This window comes from Streptomyces sp. NBC_01450, from assembly GCF_036227505.1.
Classification (GTDB): domain Bacteria; phylum Actinomycetota; class Actinomycetes; order Streptomycetales; family Streptomycetaceae; genus Streptomyces.
Map to the genome: position 1 here is coordinate 243,452 of NZ_CP109480.1, position 18,305 is coordinate 261,756.

General features: G+C 67.3%; 16 protein-coding genes and 1 pseudogene. 6 read left to right on the top strand and 11 right to left on the bottom strand.

What is annotated here, in order from left to right; genetic code table 11:
• Positions 1-2 precede the first annotated feature (2 nt).
• Entirely contained in the window at positions 3-821 is an 819-nt protein-coding gene (locus tag OG568_RS01140) for a helix-turn-helix domain-containing protein (protein WP_266694636.1), read from the bottom strand.
• 433 nt (positions 822-1,254) lie between these two features.
• Here OG568_RS01140 and OG568_RS01145 point away from each other — a divergent pair, with 433 nt between their 5' ends.
• Complete coding sequence (locus OG568_RS01145) at positions 1,255-1,638, top strand: ATP-binding protein (protein ID WP_329529869.1); 384 nt, start codon at positions 1,255-1,257, stop codon at positions 1,636-1,638.
• 448 nt (positions 1,639-2,086) lie between these two features.
• On the opposite strand, the gene OG568_RS01150 is transcribed toward OG568_RS01145, so the two are convergent.
• The 8 genes from OG568_RS01150 to OG568_RS01185 all read right to left on the bottom strand — a co-directional run bounded on the left by OG568_RS01150 (position 2,087) and on the right by OG568_RS01185 (position 10,077).
• Entirely contained in the window at positions 2,087-3,076 is a 990-nt protein-coding gene (locus tag OG568_RS01150) for a GlxA family transcriptional regulator (protein WP_329529870.1), read from the bottom strand.
• A gap of 8 nt (positions 3,077-3,084) precedes the next feature.
• On the bottom strand, positions 3,085-3,732 hold the full coding sequence (locus OG568_RS01155; RefSeq protein WP_329529871.1) for an HD domain-containing protein: 648 nt from the start codon (positions 3,730-3,732) through the stop codon (positions 3,085-3,087).
• Positions 3,733-3,777: 45 nt separating this feature from the next.
• Entirely contained in the window at positions 3,778-4,335 is a 558-nt protein-coding gene (locus tag OG568_RS01160; RefSeq protein WP_329529872.1) for a glycoside hydrolase family 36 N-terminal domain-containing protein, read from the bottom strand.
• Positions 4,336-4,388: 53 nt separating this feature from the next.
• Complete coding sequence (locus OG568_RS01165) at positions 4,389-4,604, bottom strand: hypothetical protein (RefSeq protein WP_329529873.1); 216 nt, start codon at positions 4,602-4,604, stop codon at positions 4,389-4,391.
• A complete protein-coding gene (locus tag OG568_RS01170) occupies positions 4,601-5,950 on the bottom strand; it encodes an ABC transporter substrate-binding protein (RefSeq protein WP_329529874.1) in 1,350 nt (449 codons plus the stop codon). The genes OG568_RS01165 and OG568_RS01170 overlap by 4 nt, the downstream gene beginning before the upstream one ends.
• An 18-nt stretch (positions 5,951-5,968) precedes the next feature.
• On the bottom strand, positions 5,969-6,904 hold the full coding sequence (locus OG568_RS01175) for a carbohydrate ABC transporter permease (protein ID WP_329529875.1): 936 nt from the start codon (positions 6,902-6,904) through the stop codon (positions 5,969-5,971).
• A gap of 11 nt (positions 6,905-6,915) precedes the next feature.
• Positions 6,916-7,737, bottom strand: coding sequence for a carbohydrate ABC transporter permease (locus OG568_RS01180; RefSeq protein WP_443077504.1), 822 nt, complete (start codon positions 7,735-7,737; stop codon positions 6,916-6,918).
• 249 nt (positions 7,738-7,986) lie between these two features.
• A complete protein-coding gene (locus OG568_RS01185) occupies positions 7,987-10,077 on the bottom strand; it encodes a fibronectin type III domain-containing protein (protein ID WP_443077506.1) in 2,091 nt (696 codons plus the stop codon).
• A 401-nt stretch (positions 10,078-10,478) separates the two neighbouring features.
• Between OG568_RS01185 and OG568_RS01190 the strand changes: the two genes are divergently transcribed.
• The 3 genes and pseudogenes from OG568_RS01190 (at position 10,479) to OG568_RS01200 (ending at position 14,041) form a co-directional block, all read left to right on the top strand.
• Positions 10,479-11,630, top strand: coding sequence for an ROK family transcriptional regulator (locus OG568_RS01190; protein WP_329529877.1), 1,152 nt, complete (start codon positions 10,479-10,481; stop codon positions 11,628-11,630).
• A gap of 91 nt (positions 11,631-11,721) precedes the next feature.
• A pseudogene (locus tag OG568_RS61180) lies at positions 11,722-13,443 on the top strand (glycoside hydrolase family 95 protein); the annotation flags it as partial.
• Positions 13,444-13,495: 52 nt separating this feature from the next.
• The gene (locus OG568_RS01200; protein WP_329529878.1) at positions 13,496-14,041 is read left to right on the top strand and encodes a glycosyl hydrolase family 95 catalytic domain-containing protein; all 546 of its coding nucleotides are present in this window, start codon (positions 13,496-13,498) and stop codon (positions 14,039-14,041) included.
• 21 nt (positions 14,042-14,062) lie between these two features.
• Here the strand turns inward: OG568_RS01200 and OG568_RS01205 are convergent, their stop codons facing one another.
• Both OG568_RS01205 and OG568_RS01210 read right to left on the bottom strand, forming a co-directional pair.
• On the bottom strand, positions 14,063-14,821 hold the full coding sequence (locus OG568_RS01205; RefSeq protein ID WP_329529879.1) for an SDR family NAD(P)-dependent oxidoreductase: 759 nt from the start codon (positions 14,819-14,821) through the stop codon (positions 14,063-14,065).
• 34 nt (positions 14,822-14,855) lie between these two features.
• Positions 14,856-16,058, bottom strand: a complete 1,203-nt coding sequence (locus OG568_RS01210; protein WP_329529880.1) for a mandelate racemase/muconate lactonizing enzyme family protein — start codon at positions 16,056-16,058, stop codon at positions 14,856-14,858.
• 137 nt (positions 16,059-16,195) lie between these two features.
• Here OG568_RS01210 and OG568_RS01215 point away from each other — a divergent pair, with 137 nt between their 5' ends.
• Both OG568_RS01215 and OG568_RS01220 read left to right on the top strand, forming a co-directional pair.
• Positions 16,196-17,170 (top strand): LysR family transcriptional regulator, encoded by a 975-nt coding sequence (locus OG568_RS01215; protein WP_329529881.1) that lies wholly within the window; start codon positions 16,196-16,198, stop codon positions 17,168-17,170.
• A gap of 26 nt (positions 17,171-17,196) precedes the next feature.
• Positions 17,197-18,198, top strand: coding sequence for an SMP-30/gluconolactonase/LRE family protein (locus tag OG568_RS01220; RefSeq protein WP_329529882.1), 1,002 nt, complete (start codon positions 17,197-17,199; stop codon positions 18,196-18,198).
• Positions 18,199-18,305: the final 107 nt, after the last annotated feature.

An 18,305-nucleotide genomic window follows, 5' to 3' on the forward strand; every position in this document is an offset into this window, starting at 1 on the left:
GACTACAGCTCCTTGCGAATATCACCGAGGAATTCTCCGGTACGTTGTACTGGTAGGGCTTGCGCGCACATCCGGTCCAGGGCCGCCTGGTAATTCGTCACATCGTCGTACTCGTCGAGATATACCGCGCCGACGAGATTCTCGATGTATGCGATATCCGATATTTCCTCATGCGGGAATCGGAAGATATGGAACGGCCCATACATGCCCTCGTGCGCGCAAAGCCCGAACGGCATGATCTGGAGTTTGATGTGCGGCAGATCGGTCACCTCGATGAGACGGTCGATCTGCGTCCGCATCACATCGGGCGGAACCATGGGGCGGCGCAGCACCGTTTCGTCCATCACCACCCACAGTTCGGGCGGTTGGGGCCCGCTGAGCAGTTTCTGGCGCTCCATGCGGACGACGACTCTTCGCTCGGCTTCCTCGTCCGCACCATGGAGGCCGGCGCGCAGGATGGTCCGCGCGTAGCCCTCGGTCTGGAGCAGCCCGGGGACGTAGTGCGGCTCGTAGACCCGGATGAGGCTCGCCTCTTCCTCAAGGCTCACGTATGCGCTGAACCAGGCGGGCATCGCGTCCCGGTGGCGGTGCCACCATCCGGGCTGATTGGCCTCCTTCGCCAGGGCGAGGAAGGTCCTGGCCTCGTCTGCGGGGACTCCGTACGCCCCCAGCAGGGTCTGGATGTACGGGAGCTTCCACTTGCCCTTGGCGAGTTCCATCCGCCGGATCGTCAGGGGGGTGACGTCGAGTACGACCGCGGCGTCGTCGAATGACATTCCGGCATTTTTCCGCAGGTCTCGCAACCGTCTGCCCAGGACCATCAGCCTGACGGTCGAGGCGCCGGCCGCGGACTGAGCTGGGGTCACGTCCCGCCTCCTTGCACAGCATCCATAGGAGCAGTCTGTCACTCCCTGGTGATATCGACTCCCTGGCAATGTCTCCGTGAAATTATCACGGAGCATCTTGCTTCGTGACCATGTCGGCGAGCATAGTGGCGCGGTGACCGTGTTCACTCAAGCGTGGCAGTCGGCAGCCGCGCAGGCCTGGGCACCAGGTCTCTTCGCGAAGTCCCGCATCGGACGTCCCATGTGCGGCGCAGAGGTGTGCCGCTGCCGCACGGCCTCGGCCCGGGACGCGTCCACGCGTGTGGGGTTCGGCCCCTGGACAGGTCACGTGCGGCACTCACCCCCCATGACGAGGATTCACGTGGCCATCACTGATATGACCTTCCAGCGCGCTCCCTCCCCAACGAACTTGACCTTCGAACTTCCGACGCACGCAGCCTCCGTCGGTGAGGCTCGCCGCCGCGTCCGTGCCCACCTCAGCCGTCAGAGTTGTTGTGACGACACCTGCGAGACCGCGGTCTTGCTGGTCAGCGAACTGGTGACGAACGCGGTGCGGCACACACGAAGTCCCCGGGTGAAGTGCTCCGTCGGGCTGGAGGCGGACAAGGTCCGTATCGAGGTGGAGGACCACGGCGAGGGCGGCGCCCCTGTCGCGCTGGTCCAGGCTGCCGCCGATGACATGCACGGACGAGGTCTGCACCTGGTGGCGGCGCTTTCGCAGGAGTGGGGGGTCCGCGAAAGGAACGGCGTTCCCGGCTGCGTGGTGTGGGCACTCGTGTCCGTAGTCGAATGAGCACGCCGAAGGCGGTGGCTGGGGATCACGTGGACCGAATGCCGAGCCAGAGATGAACGGAGGGCAGGGGCGCACGGGCAGCGGGAGTCATACGGCAGAGCTCTGAACGCAACATCCGCGGCGGCATACCGCCAACCCGGCAGCCGTTCGCCGGGCGATTCGCTCTGAGAACGCGGCACCGCCGACCCTCGGGACGTGTTGTCGTGTGCGGCGTATTGAACGAGCGTGCTGGGCTGCGAGACTCTCCCGAACCCCGGGACACGGCCGACACACCGCCGGCGCGGGCCGGCCGCGTCCGATGGGAGCGACCCGAGCGCCCCACCCCGCGCACGAGCAAGCCCGGTGCACGCACTGCAAGCCCTGGGTGTTGTCAGAACCCGGCTCTGCGCTCTAGCACAGGTCTTGGGGCGGGGCAGTCGCGGAGTGTCACTGAGGCACGATCAAGCCCTCAGGCCGCCGTGATGCGGCGACTGCCCGCGGTGCTTCGGAAGCGGGCGCGGTACACGGTCGGAGAGACTCCGAGGGTGTGCTGAAAGACCCGGCGCAGGGACTCCGAGGAACCGAATCCGGCCTGCTGCGCCACTTCCTCCACTGTGCCGCTGCCCCTTTCGAGAAGAGCCTGAGCGGCTTCGACCCTGATGGATTCGACGTATTGCCCAGGAGTCATGCCGATCTCGGTACGGAAGAGCCGCCCCAGGTGCCGGGCGCTCACCCCGCTCACAGCGGCCAGGGAATCCAGGGTGTGCTCGGCCGAAGGGTCCGCACTGACGTGATCCAGTACTCGTCTCACCGCCGAGTGCCGAGGCTGAGATGAGACCAGTCGGGCGCTGAACTGCGCCTGTCCGCCGGGCCTGGCCATGAAGACGACCAACTGCCTGGCCACGCTGCGCGCCACCTCGGCCCCCCAATCCTCTTCGACCAGGGACAGCGCGAGGTCGATGCCTGCCGTGACGCCGGCTGACGTGACGACGTGGCCGTCCCGGACGAAGAGAGGATCGCTTTCCACCCGTATCCCTGGGAAGGCCACCGCGAGGTCCGGGGCGAGCTCCCAGTGCGTCGCAGCGCGCCGACCGTCCAGGACACCGGTCGCGGCGAGAACGAACGCCCCCGCGCACACGGAGGTCACCCGCTCGGCCCGATCGGTCAGGGCCGTGACCGACTCCACCAAGTCCGTGTCGTTGACGGCCTCCCGCCAGTCCCTCCTCCCCGGTATCAGCAGGGTGCCGATCCGGCGGGGAAGTGAGGAAACCGAGCCGTTGACGCCGAGCACCAGTCCCGATGAGGTGGCGACGTCGGCACCGGTGGGCGAGACGACTCGGACGTCGTAGTCCGCACCGTAGCGGTTGGCGGTCGTGAAGACCTCGACCGGGCCGGTGACATCCATGAGCTGAACCGCGTCGAAGGCGACAACGGCGACCGTGTGACTGTGGTGGGACACCCGCGGGACTACTCCTTCCACGGGGACTCGAGGATCGTACGGACGAAATCACCGCGCTGGAAGTCCGGGACGAAGTGCTCCAGAACGTCGGCCTTCACATTGCCGAACGTGGTCTCCGGCTTGAGGCGGATACCGTCGTAGAACGCCTGCAGGATCCGGTGCTTGAAGTCGGGGCGGGGGTGCAGGGCCACGACCTCGGCCCGGTCCGCCTCCGGGATCGTGCCGTATCCGATGCCCAGTACGTCGTACTCCACCCCGGCGGTGACCAGGGCCACCTCCGGCTCCATGAACTCCGGTATCCCTGGAGTGGTGTGCAGGGCGATCGCCGTCCACGCACGGCGAACACTGTCTTCCGGAATCCCACGCGCCTGCAGGAACCGCTTCGCTTCGTCGGCGCCGTCCACTTCGAACCGGCGGCCGCTGCCATGGAAGGTGTCACCCAGGCCCACGTCGTGGAACATGGCGGCGATGTAGAGAAGTTCCGGGTCGAAACTCAGGTCGCGGTTGCGTCCCTGCAGACTGCCGAAGAAGTACACCCGACGTGAGTGGTGGTAGATGAGCTCGCTCGTGGTGTCACGGATCAGCTCCGTCGCCTCTCGAGCCAGCTTCGTCGCAGGCACGTCTACGTTCGCCACCCCAGCACGATCGATTCCCATGTTGTCCGCCTCTTCCAGGTGTGTGTCGCCGTCCGGTCGGCGATGTCATCTCCAGCGTGGCACCGGCGGCCTCTGCCTCGCCATGGCGATCAAGACGTGTAACCCACAGATACCGACATGAGGACGCCAGCGCGCCGCCTCCTCCCACTTGCCGAGGCGTGGGATGTCGGGACGTCCCACTCCCGAAGGCGGAGGCGTGCACGCCTCCGCCTTCGGGAGTTGCTCGACGAGGTAGCGCTGGTCGCCGCTCCATGCCACGTGTACGGCGCACACTTCGCCGGTGCGGAGTCCGAAGCCGGGTACTCCCACCGGCACGAGGTAGGGAGAGTCGACGCCGGGTTTCCCGCGGCGCACGTCGCGAACATGGGCACCGTGGTGCAACGGGCGGCGCTGGGGGGACCGCTCCCGGCTCCACTTTCCGGTGAAGTCCAGGATCTCGGTGGCCCGACGCGGCAGGGGCAGCAGAGTCAGGGCGCCGCCCAGGTCGTAGGGCGTCGTACCGCCGCTGCTCCCGCGGTAGAGGACGGCGTCGGTGGTGAGTATCGCGTGGGTGTCCGTGGCGTGGGTGAGCGTGATGTCCAGTCCGGACGCCGTCTCGGTCAACTGCGGCTCAAGTACGCCGCCGCCGTCGGGGTCCGCACGCTGGGTGGCCCCTGTCAGGGTCGGACGGGGAGCGGTGCCGGTGCCGGCCAGGTGACCATGGTGGGCCGGGGTGCCGGTTCGGTGAGTTCCACGGCGTAGCAGGTGCCGGCCGCGCTCAGGCTGACGATTCGCGTGGGGGTGGTGCGCATACGGTCTCTTGCCAGGGGGACGGCAGGACGCGCCGTACGGGCCGCGTCCTGGCCGCGGTGCGCCGAAGAGACGGCGGTCACTTCTCGTTCAGGATGCTCTTGGTCTTGGCCTGCATGTCGGCGAAGACACTGTCGTCCTTCTGCCCGGCGAAGTAGGCCTCGATCAGAGGCTCGATCGCGTCCTGCAGAGCCGCTCCGTTGCGGAAGTCCGGCGACGGGTAGAGCTCCTTGTTCTTGAGCATGTCGGTGAAGACCGTGAGGTCGACGCCCTGCGCCTTGAGTGCCTCGGCGGAGGCGTACATCGAGGCGGGGATGGACGGGAAGAAGGTTCCGGTCGCCGACGCCTTCGTCTGGCAGGTCTCGGAGCCCATGTAGGAGACCCACTTCCAGGCCAGGTCCCGGTTCTTCGTGCCGGCCCAGATGGTGTTGCCGTTGGAGTTGCTGAAGACGGCGCGGGTCTTGCCGTCGGGGCCGAGGACCGTGGGACCGATTCCGACCTTGATGTTGGGAATCTTGGCGAAGGTGGACGCCGACCACGATCCGCCCGTCTCCATCGCGACCTTGCCCGAGGAGAGCAGGTCGACGTCGGACACGGTGTTGGTGAACGTACCGATCTTGGGTGCGTATCCCTTCGCCACCAGGGTGCGGATCCAGTCCATGGTCTTCACCAGTCGGGGATCGTTGTAGTTCAACTCGGTCGGCCAGTTGGCCGTGTTGCCGAGCCGCCAGCCCGTCGTGGAGACGAAGGAGCTCCAGGTGGACTGGCCCAGGAAGTCCTTGGCGGCCAGCTGGCCGAAGCCGTAGGTCTTGATGTGTGCCTTGTCGAATCCCGGCTCGTCACCGCGTCGGCCCTTGGTGTCGAGGGTCAGATGGGCGATCATCTTGCCGATCGTGCCCCCGTTGTCGGGGTTCCAGTTCAGGTTCTGGACGTCCTTGGCGCTGTATCCGGCCTTGGTGAGCATGTCGGTGTTGTAGTACAGACCGGTGGCGGCCCAGTCCAGCGGCAGGCCGTACTGCTTGCCGTCGGTGTACTTCCACGAGTCGACTCCGACGGAGAAGCGCGACAGGTCGAAGTCGTCCCTCTTGATGTAGTCGTCCAGCGGGAGCAGTTGGTTCTGGTCGGCGTACTGCGGGAAGAACTGGACGCTGTTCTGGAACGCGTCGGGAGCCGTGCCGGCCACGAAGCCGGCGGTGAGCTTGGTGAAGTAGTCCGTGACGTTGTACTGGGTGATCTTCACCGTGACGCCCGGGTTGGCCTTCTCGAAGTCCTTGGCGCAGACCTTGTACGCGGTCGCCTGCTTGTCGTCCCAGGTCCACCAGTTCAGGGTCGAGGAGCCGGAGCCGCCGCCCGAGTTGGAGGAGCATGCGGAAAGGACGGCCGCCAGGGTGAGCGAGGCTCCCAGTGCCACAGCCTTGCGAACTCTCATGGTTCCTTCTTTCACTGGTCACTTGAGGCCGGAGAAGCCGATGGAATTGACGATGCGTTTGCCGAAGGCGATGAAGAGCACCAACATCGGCAGCGCCGCGATGAGGGCGGCGGCCATCAGGCCCGCCCAGTCGGGCGCGGCTTGTGGTGAGGACTGCTTGAAGACGCCGAGTGCGAGGGTGAGGGGTTGGACGTGCTGGTCGTTGGCGATCAGCAGCGGCCAGAAGTAGTCGTTCCAGGCGTTGACGAACATCAGCAGCGACACGGTGGCGATCGGCGCGGACGACATCGGCAGGACGATCCGGAAGAAGATCCGCAGCGGGCCGGCGCCGTCGATGATGGCGGCCTCCTCGACCTCGTTGCTGAGGCCGAGCATGAACTGCCGCAGGAAGAACAGCGTGAAGGCCTGGAAGAGCCCGCCGGGCAGGATGAGTCCGGCGAAGGTGTCGGTGAGCCCCAGGTCCTTGACGAGGACGAAGTTGGGCAGCAGCGTGAACACACTGGGCACCATCAGGGCACTGATCAGGATGTTGAACACCATGTCGCGGCTGCGCCAGTGCAGGCGGGAGAACGCGTAGGCGGCGGTCGCCGAGAGCAGCACGATCAGCGCCGTCTGCACGGACGCGTAGATCAGCGAGTTGCGCAGGTAGAGCGCGATGTCGAGGGAGGCGCCGGAGCCGCCCTGCGCCTGGGCCTCCGCGGTGGAGGCGAGGCCCAGGACCCGTTCGAAGGCGCCCCAGGTGAAGCCCACCGGCAGCGGCGAGGACGGGTTGGTCGCCAACTGGTAGTTGTTCGACAGCGCGGTGCGCAGGATCCAGTAGAACGGGAAGAGGGTGACCAGGACGATGCCGCCGAGGTAGCTCCAGGCCACCACCTTGCCGGGTGAGAACCTGCGGGGTTTGTTGCGGGGGCGCTCCGGGAGGGCCGACCGGCCGGGTGCGAGGGTGACAGCCATGACGGCCTCCTTCAGTTCAGGTCGGATTCGTTGGCGCGGGCGAGCCGCAGCTGGGTGAAGGTGACCGCGATGAGCAGGGCGAACAGGGCCAGCGACATGGTGGCGGCGTAGCCGAAGTCGAACTGTCGGAAGGCCTTGCGGTAGATGTACATCTGCAGCACGTTCGAGGCGTTGGCCGGGCCGCCCTCGGTGGTGACCTGCACGATGTCGAACACCTGGAAGGAGTTGATCACCGTCAGGACGACCACCATGACGAGGATCGGCCGCAGCAGGGGCACAGTGAGCCGGCGGAACATCTGCACTTCACTGGCGCCGTCGACCCGGCCGGCCTCGTAGATGGTCGGCGGGATGGTCTGCAGGCCGGCGAAGATCAGCAGGGCGTAGTAGCCCATCCACTTCCAGACGCTGATCGCGGCGAGTGAGGGAATCGCCCATCCCCCGCTGCCGAAGAACAGGATGGAGTGGCCGGTCAGGTGTTTGAGGACGATGTTGACGATGCCGAGCGTCGGGTCGAGCATCCACTGCCACACCAGGGCGGCGATGACGTTGGAGATCAGGAACGGCAGCAGGATCACGCCGCGCAGGACCGACGAGCGGGTCACCCTGTGCAGCACCACCGCCGTCACCAGTGAGATCACCGTGCCGAAGGCGACGGACAGCAGGACGAAGTAGACGGTGACGAGCAGCGAGTGCCAGAAGACGTCGTCCCCGACCATCTCCCGGAAGTTGGCCAGTCCCACCCACTGCGGTGGGCTCAGGACGTGGAAGTCGGTGAAGCTGAGGTAGATACCGCGCAGGGTCGGATAGGCGTAGAAGGTCGCGAAGCCGATCACGGCGGGGAGGATGAGCAGCAGTGCGACCGGCAGGTCCCGGCGGCGTGCCGCCGGGACCTCGTGGTGGTGGAGCGCCGTCCCTTCCCGAAGGGACTCTTCTTCTTGACCGGTGAGGTGGCCGTGGTGGCCAGCGCGCCCGGTTCACCGGACCGCGGTTTCACCGACGTTGCGTGGTTGCCCTGTGATGTGACCACCACAGCACCCTCCTTCGTGTGTTGCGTGTCCAACTGGTGGAGCGACGGGCGTGGATCAGACGGTGATCTTGTCGATGTCGGGCGCGTAGCCGGTGGCGTTGCCGAAGGTGAGCGTGTTGTCTCCGGCCTTCAGCGGCACCGGGACGGTGAGCGACTGCGGGGCACCCCAGTTGTTGTCATTGGTGCCGGGCGCCGGGATCTGGAGGGTGGTGTCGCCGACGGTGAGGTCGATGACGCGACTCGAGTCGCCGTCCACGTAGTCCAGCTTCATCAGATACGTGCCGTCATTCGGGGCGCTGACGAGGGTGATGGCCACGTCACCGCCGCCGAGGTTGCCGATCTTCTGCCCGCCGGAGCCGCCGTCGCAGCCGGCGACGGCGGCGTTGCCGGTGAGGGTGTTGCCGGGTGCCTCGGCCTCGTAGGCGGTGGGACCGTCGGATGCAGGCGTGGTGATCTGGACGGCCTTGCTCGGAGCCGAGGTTCGCCCCTTGGTGTCGCGGGCGACGACGGTGAAGGTGTGAGCGTCGGCGGCGCTGAGGCCGTGGACGGTGGCGGTGGTGCCGGTGCTGGTGGTCACCGGCCGGCCGTCGGCGTAGACGGTGTAGCGGGTGACAGGTGAGGTGCTGGTGTTCACCTTGCCCCAGGCCAGCGAGACGCTCGTCGGCGTGGCGGAGGTGCCGTGCACGCCCAGCGGGGTGCCGGGTTGGTCTCCGTGCCGGGTCGGGGCGAAGGTGAAGAGCCGCGAGCCGTGCGGCGGCAGGTTCTGCGTCAGGTGCCCGGAGAAGCGGCCGAGGTTCTTGTGCGTCCACAGGTCACGGACCGCGGCCGTGCCGTTGATGCCCAGGTCGGCGAAGTCCGCGGTGACGTCGGCGTCATCGGAGCCCAGATTGAACAGCGCTACGGTGTAACTGCCGTCGGGATTGCGGGTGTACCAGGTCTGCTGGTTCGTGGTCTGGCTGACCGGACGCGCGGGACGGCCGGCCTGATCGACCGCGATCACCTCGTCGTTGGTGAGCAGCTTCAGCCCGTACGGGTCAAGCTTGGTGAGGTCGTCACCCGTGTACAGCGGCGCCGACTCGATGGCCCACAGCGTCATGTAGCTCTGTCGCTCGGCCTCGGTGAGACCGTCCATGGCGCCGGCTCCCACGTCCAGGGAGTCGAGGTTGTTCCAGTGCCCCGGCCCCGCGTCGTCGATCCACTGCACGACGTCGTTCCAGCGCACCTTCACGGAGTTGTTCCACGTCACGAGCGTGTTGCAGTAACACTCGACGTCCGTGTCGATCCGCCAGCCGTTCGAGTCGGTCTTCCAGGTCTCGGTCTTTGTGTGACTGAGCGACCAGGACAGCGTCAACTGGATCGGGCGGCCGGCCTGCCGGAGCGCGGTGTGCCAGGCCTTCACGTCCGAGGTGTTGTCGTGGTCCGCGCCCCCCTGCCCCGAGCCCGGCCCTACCCCGTCGACCTTGAGGAAGTCCGCGCCCCAGCCGGCCAGTTGGTCGGCGACGGAGTCGATGTACTTCTGCGCGCAAGGGTTGGCGAAGTCCATCTTGTACGCGGAGTTCCACCCGTTGGTCTTGCGCAGGTCGGGATAGACGATGTTCGAGGTGGTGCAGCCGGGCGCGCCGTGGATCGCGGTCTTCCCGTCGCCGTACGCGGCGGGGTCGAGGCCGACGGCCAGGTACAGTCCGAACTTGAGGCCCTTGGCGTGGAGGTAGTCACCCAGGGACTTCATACCGTGCGGGAACGTGGTGGGGTTCGACGTGGGCCGGGCGTACTGGTCGAAGCCGTTCGACCACCCGGCGTCCACGTTGATGTACTCGTATCCATGGGACTTGAGCTTCGAGGCGACCACGTCGGCCTGCTGTTTGACGTGAGCCTCGGTGAGCCAGTTCACCCCGCCGTAGCCGGGGAAGCTGGTGGATTCCAGACTCCAACTGCTCCAGCCCATGTACGGCTTGGCGGCGAGGAGGCCTTGCTGGTGGCCGGCGCTCGTCGGCGACGGGGAGGAGTCCGCCGCGGATGCGGCGGTCGGTGCCGCGAGGGACACCACGAGTGCGGTGGCGGCCAGGACGGGCAGCCGACGCAGCCGTACGCCGCTCGTTCGAATTCTGTGACGTGTGGATGACACGGGTTCTGCTGGACGAGCCATGTTTGCTCCATCTCGGCGCGAAAGGGCACCGTGGGGAGTTGGAAGCCCCAGAAGTGCCCATGCACGGTCAGCCGCATGGGGAATTGGTTGAGCGGGCGTTTGGATCCGCCCTAGTGGCCGTAAGGCGACGCCCGTCCCGGAGCGCAGCCAGGGAAGACTTACACGGCCGGTTGGGGAGGAAACCGGCCGCCACCTGCATCGGTGGACGTCCTGTCCACCTGACGTGAGGTGCCGCGAATGTAGCCACGCTTTTCTTCCAGCGTCAACATATTGCGCTACGCGAATCATCGACATTCGTGGAAGGAATGGAACAAGAATCGGGCGATGAGAGGCGAAGGCGGGCGCTGATCAGAAGGAGACTTCTTCTTTCTTCTTTTCCAATGGAAATGTATGGTCGCCGCATGACGCTCGCCGATCAGCCACCCGCGGCCGCTCTGCTGTTCCAGACCCTGCTCGCCTACGGCCCGCTCACCCGCGCCGAGATCGGGCGCCGCACCGGCCTGTCGCCGGGCGCGATCACGAAGGTCGCCACTCCCCTGCTGACCGACGGATGGATCACCGAGCTGGGCCGCTCGACCGAGCGCACCCAGGGTCGGCCGGCCACTCTCATCGCGGTGCGCGCCGAGCGCGCCCGCTTCGTGGGCGTGAAGATCACCGGCGACGAACTCATCGGCGTGCTGACCGACCTCACCGCACGGACCCTGGCCACCGCCCGGGCCGCACTCACCTCCCGCGACGTCGGTACGGTCGTCCTGGCCGTTGCCCGGCTCGTCGACCGGCTGAACGCGGAGGCGACGCCCCGTGCACCGGATGCACTGCACGGCATCGGCGTCACGATCTCCGGAGACGTCGACGGTCACACCGGTACCGTCCAGTACTCCCCCTTTCTGAACTGGCGCCGCGTTCCCCTCGCCCAACTCGTCCAGACGGCCACGAACACACCTACCGTCATCGAGAACGACGTCCGCGCCCTGACCGTCGCGGAACAGTGGTTCGGCGCGGGGGTCGGGCTGTCCTCCTTCGCCCTGGTCACCGTCGGCGCGGGCATCGGCTGCGGCATCTCCATCGGCGGTCGGGTCGTCTCCGGTGCCCACGGAGTCTCGGGAGAAGTGGGCCACCTTCCCGTGGGCGACACCGAACGCGTGTGCACCTGCGGCAACACCGGCTGTGTCGAAGCCGTCGCCTCCACCCAGGCCATCACGGAGCAGGCTCGCCAGGCGACGGGCGATCCGGTGCTGACGATGGACGAGGCCGTCCGCCTCGCCCATGCAGGCAACTCCGACGTCCGCGCCGTCTTCGCACGGGCCGGCCGCGCCATGGGCCTGGCGCTGGCCTCCGTGGCCAACCTCATCGGGCCCGAACGCATCATCATCTCGGGCGAAGGCGTGGCTACTTACGACCCCTACGAGGACCAGATCCGTGCCACCTTCGCCGCCCGCGCCTTCGGCGCCGCGGCCGACTGCGACCTCGTCGTCAGACCCCTCCCCTTCGAGGAATGGGCCCGCGGCGGCGCCGCCGTCGCCGCGCAGCATGTCTTCGCCCCTGCCAAGTAACCCGCGAGCACCTCTCGTCCGCGGCATGCGTCACTCCTGTGTCCGCCCCGCGTGAGCCGCCCTCCGCCCCACCGTCTCGAAAGTGCAAGCCATGCTCAAAGCTTTCTCCGGCCAGGACTTCCCCGATGTCCGCGTCCAGCCCGGAACGCTCTGGTACGACCGTCCCTCAACTCGTTGGTTCGAAGCGCTGCCCATCGGCAACGGCCGCCTGGGAGGCATGGTCTACGGCGGCACTGACCGGGAGCGGATCCAGCTCTCCGAGTCGACCGCGTGGTCGGGCGGTCCGTCGGCAACGGACCTGAGTCCGACCGCTCGGCAGCAGGTTCCGCGCATCCGCGAGCTCCTCTTCGCAGGAGACCACGCCGAGGCACAGCGGCTCGCCACCGAGCATCTGCCGGGCAGACCACGGTCGTTCGGGACCAACCTGCCCCTGCCCGAGGTACAACTGAACTTCCCCGACGGGGCTCGGACCCGGGACTACCAGCGGGCTCTGGACCTGGACACGGGCCTCGTCTCGGTCACCTACGAGCAGGACGGCGTCCGCGTCAGTCGCCAGGTGTTCGCCACGAACCCGCATGGACTGATCGCGATCCGCCTCACTTCGGACCGGCCCGGATCGCTCGGCTTCGCCCTGTCGATTCACAACGGTGTGCTCCCCGGGCACACGACCGCCACGGACTCGTGCGTCGTGTTCAGCGGCCACGCCTACGAGAGCCTGCACAGCGACGGACGTCAGGGCGTCGCGCTGGAGATCCGCGCCCACCTCGAAGCCGAGGGCGGCACCGTCCACCGCGTGGGCGATGCGCTTCATCTGGAAGGCGCCGATCGCGCGGTCGTCTACGTCGCTGTCGGAACGGACTGGGCCGGGCAGGACCCACGGGCGCGGACCCGATCACTGCTGTCCGCGGGGCTGGACGCCGGGTACTCCGCTGTCCGGGCGGCGCACATCGCAGACCACCAGGCGCTGATGCGGCGGGTCTCACTGGATCTCGGAGCGGCGCCGCCCGACATCGCGGCCCTGCCCACCGACGCACGCCGCGAGCGGCTCGCCTCCGGGAAGGCCGACAACGCTCTCATAGCGCTCTACTTCCAGTACGGTCGCTACCTTACGGTGGCCAGCTCCCGCCGGAACTCCCCCCTGCCGCTGGCGTTGCAGGGACTGTGGAACGACGGCCTGGCCAGCAGCGCGCCCTGGACGAACGACTTCCACCTGGACATGAACACCCAGCAGAGCTACTGGGCCGCCGAGCCGACCAACCTGGCCGAGTGCCAGGAGCCACTGTTCGGTCTCCTGGAGACTCTCGCGGCCCATGGCCGGGCGACCGCCGAGCAGATGTACGGCGCACCGGGCTGGGTCGCGCACACAATGACCAACGCATGGGGGTACACGGCACCCGGATCCGGCATCGGATGGGGAATGAACGTGACCGGCGGTGCCTGGCTTGCCCTCCAGTTGTGGGAGCACTACGAGTACGGCCGCGATGAGACGTTCCTCCGGGATCGTGCGTACCCGATCATTCGCGGGGCCGCCGAGTTCCTCCTTGCTTACGCGGTCGACGAGCCGGAGCAAGGCCGGCTCGTCACCGGGCCGTCGGAATCGCCGGAGAACTGGTACCTCGCACCCGACGGCAGCCGGTGTTCGGTGTCCATGGGTGCCACCGCGGACCGGGTCTTCATGGAGGCTGTGCTGCGCATCTGCGCGGAGAGCGCCGAGTTGCTCGATGTCGACGCCGACCTCCGTACCAGGATCGCCGCCGCGCGCCGACGGCTGCCCCCGTTCCGGATCGGGCGTCACGGGCAGTTGCAGGAGTGGCTGCACGACTACGAGGAGGCCGAGCCGAGCCACCGGCACACGTCCCATCTCAGTGCCTTGTTCCCCGGAGCGCCAGATCACCCCACGCGCCACACCGGACCTCGCACGCGCCGCAGAAGTCACGATCGCGCGCAGGCAACAGGCCCCGGGCTGGCAGCAGACCGAGTGGGTCGAGGCCAACTTCACGGTCTACTTCGCCCGTCTCCTCAACGGCGAGTCGGCTCTGAAGCACCTGACCAGCCTGATCGCGGACGCCAGCGAGGCGAACCTGATGACGTTCTCCGCCGGCGGGGTGGCCGGCGCCGCCCAGAACATCTACTCCTTCGACGGCAATGCCGGAGGCACCGCGGGACTCGCCGAGATGCTGCTGCAGTCCGACGGCCGACACATCGAACTGCTGCCCGCACTGCCCGACGGGAGCGTGTGCGGACTGCGCACCCGTGGCGGTCTCACCGTGGACGTCCGGTGGCACGACGGGCGGTTGCTCTCCGCGCGGATCCGGGCGTCGCGTGCCGCGGACGTCCGACTGCGGTACGGCGCCGACCTCCTCGAAGTACGGCTCGTCGAAGGAGAGACGCTTGCCCTCGGCCTCGACTGAGGGCAAGCGCCGGTCACGCGGTCACTGCGCGATCTGACCGCCGTCGACGAGAAGGGTCTGCCCGGTCACCGCGGTCGCGTCGAGCGCCACGAACGCCACGGCTACCGCGATTTCCTCGGCCTCCAGCAGCCGGCGCATCGGGATCTGGTCGATCCACTGCGTCATCCGCTGCGGATCGTCCATCTCGACCGTGTCGAGGATGGGAGTGCGGGTCCTTCCCGGCGCGATGGCGTTGACGCGGACCCCGTACTGTGCCCACTCGACCGCGAGTGACCTGGCCATCTGGGCCACCCCGGCCTTCGCCACGTCGTATGCGACGTGATACTCGGGATTGGAGCCGATGAAGGCGGCAATGGAGGATATGTTCACGATCGATCCGGACCGCCGGCGCACAAAGTGCCGGCCGAACTCCCGGCAGGCCACGAAGGTTCCGGTCAGGTCGACCCCGAGAATGCGGTTCCACACCTCGTCCGACACATCGAGGGCCGCGTCCTCGTGGTCGATACCCGCGTTGTTGACCAGGACGTCGACACGGTCGAAGCGCCGCACGACCTCGTCCGCCGCCGCGGCGACGGCCCGGGGGTCGGACACGTCCAGGGGCAGGAATTCACCGCCCAGCTCCTTGGCCGCGGCGGTGCCGGTCTCCGCGTTGCGGTCGGTGACCACGACCCGTACGCCACGGGCCGCGAGAGCCGCGGCGATGGCGCGCCCGATTCCCTGGCCCGCGCCGGTGACGACGGCCACTCTCTCGTCGGTGTGCCTCGGGTGCGACTCGGACATCTCATTCCTTCCGTCGGTGGATACGTGGGTCGCTTCACAGGGTCTTGGCCGACCCCGCTCCGGGGATCTGCCACCGGACACGCGCGGCCGGATCGATCGCGGTCGAGGCGCCCGGACCCTGCGGGCGCTCCATGAGCCCCTCGCGGACGACGCTGCGCTCGACGAAGGCTTCCTGCGTCCAGGGAATGAACTCGACCAGCGGAGGCACCTCGGACAAGACGGTGCCCACCAGGTGCTGGTGCACCTGCATCATGTCGCCGGCGTGCGGCGCCAGCCGCAGCCCCCGCGCCGCCGCGTGCGACGCGATCTGCAGGAACTCGGTCACCCCGCCGACCCGGGTGACGTCGACCTGTACGACACGAATGGCGTCGGCCGCCATGAAGGAGGCGAACTGGTGGTAGGAGTAGATGCTTTCACCGGCCGCCACGTCCAGCCTCGTCGACGACTGGAGGCGGACGTGGGCCTGAAGGTCGTCGGCGTGGAACGGCTCTTCGACCCAGTCCATCGCCGCGTCCTCCAGGGCCGGCATGATCTGGTTCGCCGTCGACAGGTCCCAGCGTTGGTTGGCGTCGCACATCAAGGTCACGTCATCGCCGAGCGCCCGGCGGACAGCGTGCACCCGTCGGGCGTCCTCCCGCCAGTCGGGCCGCCCCACCTTGATCTTCACCCGGGACCAGCCGTGGTCGACCAACGCGGTGAGGTCCCGTACCAGTTCGCTGTCGGAGAGGTTGAGCCAGCCGGCGTCGGTGTTGTACGCCTCGACGCTCTCCTGCGAGCCGCCCAGAAGCCGCCACAGGGGCATGCCCGCCCGCTGCGCCGCGAGGTCCCACAGAGCGATGTCGACCATGGCCAAGGCCATGTGGACGACGCCGGCCCGGCCCATCCAGTGAGTGGGCAGCCAATACAGGCGTTTCCACGTGCCCAGGATGTCCTCCGACGAGGTGTCCAGCAGGGCGTCGGCATAGTAGGAGAGGATCACGTCGGAGAGGAGCTCAGGCGCGCAGTGAACGCCGGAGACCCCTGTCCCGATGCGGCCGTCGGCGGTGCGGATCTCGACCACGGGCACCGTCCAATGCGCCATGGCGGCGGTGGAGTCCGCGATGGGTCGCTTCAGGGGGACGGCGAGGGCATAGGTCTCAACGGAGGTGATCACCGCACCGTCGTCGCCGCGAAGGAGGTCCGCTCCGTGCGCGGACAGCAGCCCGCGGGCGGTGCCGAAGGGAGTTTGATCGGTCATTGTTCCAGTCGGCCATGGCCGTCGGAACTCGTCAACTGCGAAATGCGAATACGGATGATCTGCCGCGCAGATGGAACGCTACCCGAAGGAATAGTGCACCGGCAGTGGTCCGGCTGTGGAGCAAGGAGGTTCGGCCAATGACTCTCGAACTGGCCTGGTTGCGTACCTGGATCGAGGTCGTGGATGCCGGCGGCTTTACCAGAGCGGCCGATAAGATGCATTTGTCGCAACCGCGCGTGTCGGCGCACATTGCGAACCTGGAACGTGAACTCGGCTGCCTGCTGATCGAACGCCGCATAAGACCGCTCACCCTCACCGACGACGGGCGTGCCCTGCTGGCGCGAGCGCGGGCGGTTCTCGCGGCTGCCGACGAATTGGTCACCGCGCGCCAGACCGATCTGGGCAACATCACGGGAACCGTCACGGTCGCGAGTTTCGCCAGCGGAAGTTCGGAATTACTCCCGGCGGTCATCACGGCACTGCAGGAGGCGCACCCACAGATCCGCGTCGCGGTCCTGGACGGAGACGTGAGCTTCATCGAGGCGGCCCTGTCCGAGCGTCGGGTCTCGGTGGCGCTGCGCCCGATCCGGCCCGAACCCCACGATCACGCCTTCACCATGCGTCCGCTCTGGCGTGAGCCCGTCGTCGTGCTCGCGCCCACCGGACATCCCTTGCTCGAGAAGAACGAGGTCGATCTGGGAGACTTCGCGGACCAGCGCGTCATCACGATCGGCGATCCGCTCGCCAATACGGTCGTCGGCTACGAGGCCGAGGTCGAGGTCGAGGTCGAGGTCGAGGTCGAGGTCGAGGTCGAGGTCGAGTTGAGCATCAAGGACCTGGTCGCGCCGTACGGAACCGTGGCCCATCAGCCGACCACACTCGGCGCCATGGTGCGTGCCGGACACGGACTCGGCATCATCAACTATCTGGGTGCGGTGATGATCCAGCGCGAGGGAATGGAGATGCGTCCCATTCGCCACCTCAACCGGTATCGGGACGTGGGAATTTGGTGGCACTCGGAGCGCCCCCTGGGCGCAGCGGCACGGGCATTTATTCGAGCGATGGTACAGGCGCCGCGACCTGAAGGTACGACCGCTGTCCCACCGGTTTAGTGGGCTCAGACTCATTCGCGGAACGAATGCCCCTCATCCGTGAATCGCCATTGACGACCATGGGCGACCGGGGTCAGGTTGGTCGAAAGTCGCCTGCCACGGGACGGCAGTCGGGTTCTTGGCTGTGGAAGGTAACGAGCGGAGTCACGATGGCCAATGTCCGGACGTACTCGAATACTGATGTGGCAGTGCGCAGCGACACGTCAGACGTGGGTGAGGGGCCGGTGTTCGATCCCCGCACCGGACATCTTCTCTGGGTCGACATCTACGGCTGCAAGGTGTTCGAAGACGATCTGTCCACCGGCCGGCAGACCGTCACGGATGTCGGCATGATGGTCGGCGCGGTCGCGCCCCGCGACGCACACGACGGCTTCGTCGCCGCGGTGGCGGACGGGTTCGGTTTCGTCACCGACACCGGGCTGACGCTGGTGGATCGTGTGCTGCCCCAACCGAACCTGCGAATGAACGACGGCAAGGTGGACTCCCACGGCAGATTCTGGGCCGGCAGCAATGACATGGAGTTCGCGCCGGGCCAGGGTCGACTGCACCGTTGGGACGGTGACGCGCCCAGCGTGGTCGTCGCGGACGGTCTCGTGCTGCCGAACGGGTTGGGCTGGAACGCCGAGGACACCGTCATGTACGTCGCCGACAGCTACGCCAATCTGCTCTACCGGGCGGACTTTCACGCCGAGTCGGGAGAACTGGGCCGGCTGGAGGTGCTGGCGAAGACCGAGGGGACCGGCGTTCCCGATGGTCTTGCCGTTGACGTGGAGGGGTGCTTCTGGGTAGCCATGCACGGGGGGCGCGAAGTGCGCCGATACGACCCGACGGGGCGTGTCGTCGGAGTCGTTCCTGTGCCTGTCCTTCAGCCGACCAGTTGCGCTTTCGGTTCGGGCGGCCGCTTGTTCATCACCTCCGCCCGCAACGGTCTGTCCGCAGAGGAACTGGCGAGGTCCCCGCTGTCCGGGTCCGTGTTCGTTGTCGAGGTCGGTACGGCGGGAGTCCCGGTCCGCCCGTTCCGATCCTGACGGAAAGAGGTGGATCGCCTGATCAATCGCGCCGAAGCAGTCGTGAGCGGCGATCTGTCCACCAGGGAGACTGCCGTCGCGGTCCCCCACAATGCCGGAATCGGATC

Coding starts and splice junctions, on each gene's coding strand:
- OG568_RS01170 (WP_329529874.1), bottom strand. CDS start 5,950: ATGAGAGTTCGCAAGGCTGTGGCACTGGGAGCCTCGCTCACCCTGGCG.
- OG568_RS01215 (WP_329529881.1), top strand. CDS start 16,196: ATGACTCTCGAACTGGCCTGGTTGCGTACCTGGATCGAGGTCGTGGAT.
- OG568_RS01155 (WP_329529871.1), bottom strand. CDS start 3,732: ATGGGAATCGATCGTGCTGGGGTGGCGAACGTAGACGTGCCTGCGACG.
- OG568_RS01140 (WP_266694636.1), bottom strand. CDS start 821: ATGGTCCTGGGCAGACGGTTGCGAGACCTGCGGAAAAATGCCGGAATG.
- OG568_RS01175 (WP_329529875.1), bottom strand. CDS start 6,904: ATGGCTGTCACCCTCGCACCCGGCCGGTCGGCCCTCCCGGAGCGCCCC.
- OG568_RS01205 (WP_329529879.1), bottom strand. CDS start 14,821: ATGTCCGAGTCGCACCCGAGGCACACCGACGAGAGAGTGGCCGTCGTC.
- OG568_RS01190 (WP_329529877.1), top strand. CDS start 10,479: ATGACGCTCGCCGATCAGCCACCCGCGGCCGCTCTGCTGTTCCAGACC.
- OG568_RS01220 (WP_329529882.1), top strand. CDS start 17,197: ATGCCCCTCATCCGTGAATCGCCATTGACGACCATGGGCGACCGGGGT.
- OG568_RS01210 (WP_329529880.1), bottom strand. CDS start 16,058: ATGACCGATCAAACTCCCTTCGGCACCGCCCGCGGGCTGCTGTCCGCG.
- OG568_RS01185 (WP_443077506.1), bottom strand. CDS start 10,077: ATGGCTCGTCCAGCAGAACCCGTGTCATCCACACGTCACAGAATTCGA.